Raw genomic sequence first — 509 nt, 5'->3', positions numbered from 1 at the left:
GCATGGGCGGTTTTCTCTGCCGAGATCTTGCCAACATTCTTTTTGGGTTTGCCGTCTTTATCCAGCTCGCCCGGTTCGTGCCAGTCATTATCTGCGGCAATAATGATTTTTGCGTCCGGCCAACGTTCCCGAACGGCTTTTGTAACAGGAAATAGATTTCCCTCATCCAGTGCCGCCAGAACCAGACCGTTATATAACTGACTGACCGTCAGCGCGGTGGCGTAGCCCTCTGCAATCAAGACCGTGTCCGGTTGTTCTTCCAGTACAGACAGCGCGATAAACGAACCTTTCTTTTTGCTGCCAAACAGGTGTTTTCGCGTTCCATCTGGCCTGATAAGCAGCGCACCCGTGACTTTCTTGTCCAGTGTTGTCAGTGGCAACAACAAAGAGCCATCTTCAAGCAATCGCTGATTGGGGCATTGCAGCCCCTTTGCGCTCAGGTATGGCGAATGTCCGGTAACGGATTTTGCCACCAGTGCCGCCACTTTTTCTGCAATCGGCCGTGTTGT

General features: G+C 52.1%; 1 pseudogene. It reads right to left on the bottom strand.

Going from position 1 to position 509, the window contains the following annotated elements:
• Positions 1-509: pseudogene (locus PSI17_RS17310) on the bottom strand (DNA primase); the annotation flags it as partial.

The sequence above is a fragment of the Xenorhabdus sp. IM139775 genome, assembly GCF_028598745.1.
Taxonomy (GTDB): Bacteria; Pseudomonadota; Gammaproteobacteria; order Enterobacterales; family Enterobacteriaceae; genus Xenorhabdus.
The sequence above is the reverse complement of the archived record's forward strand: the minus strand, read 5'-3'. Positions and strand labels throughout refer to the sequence as shown.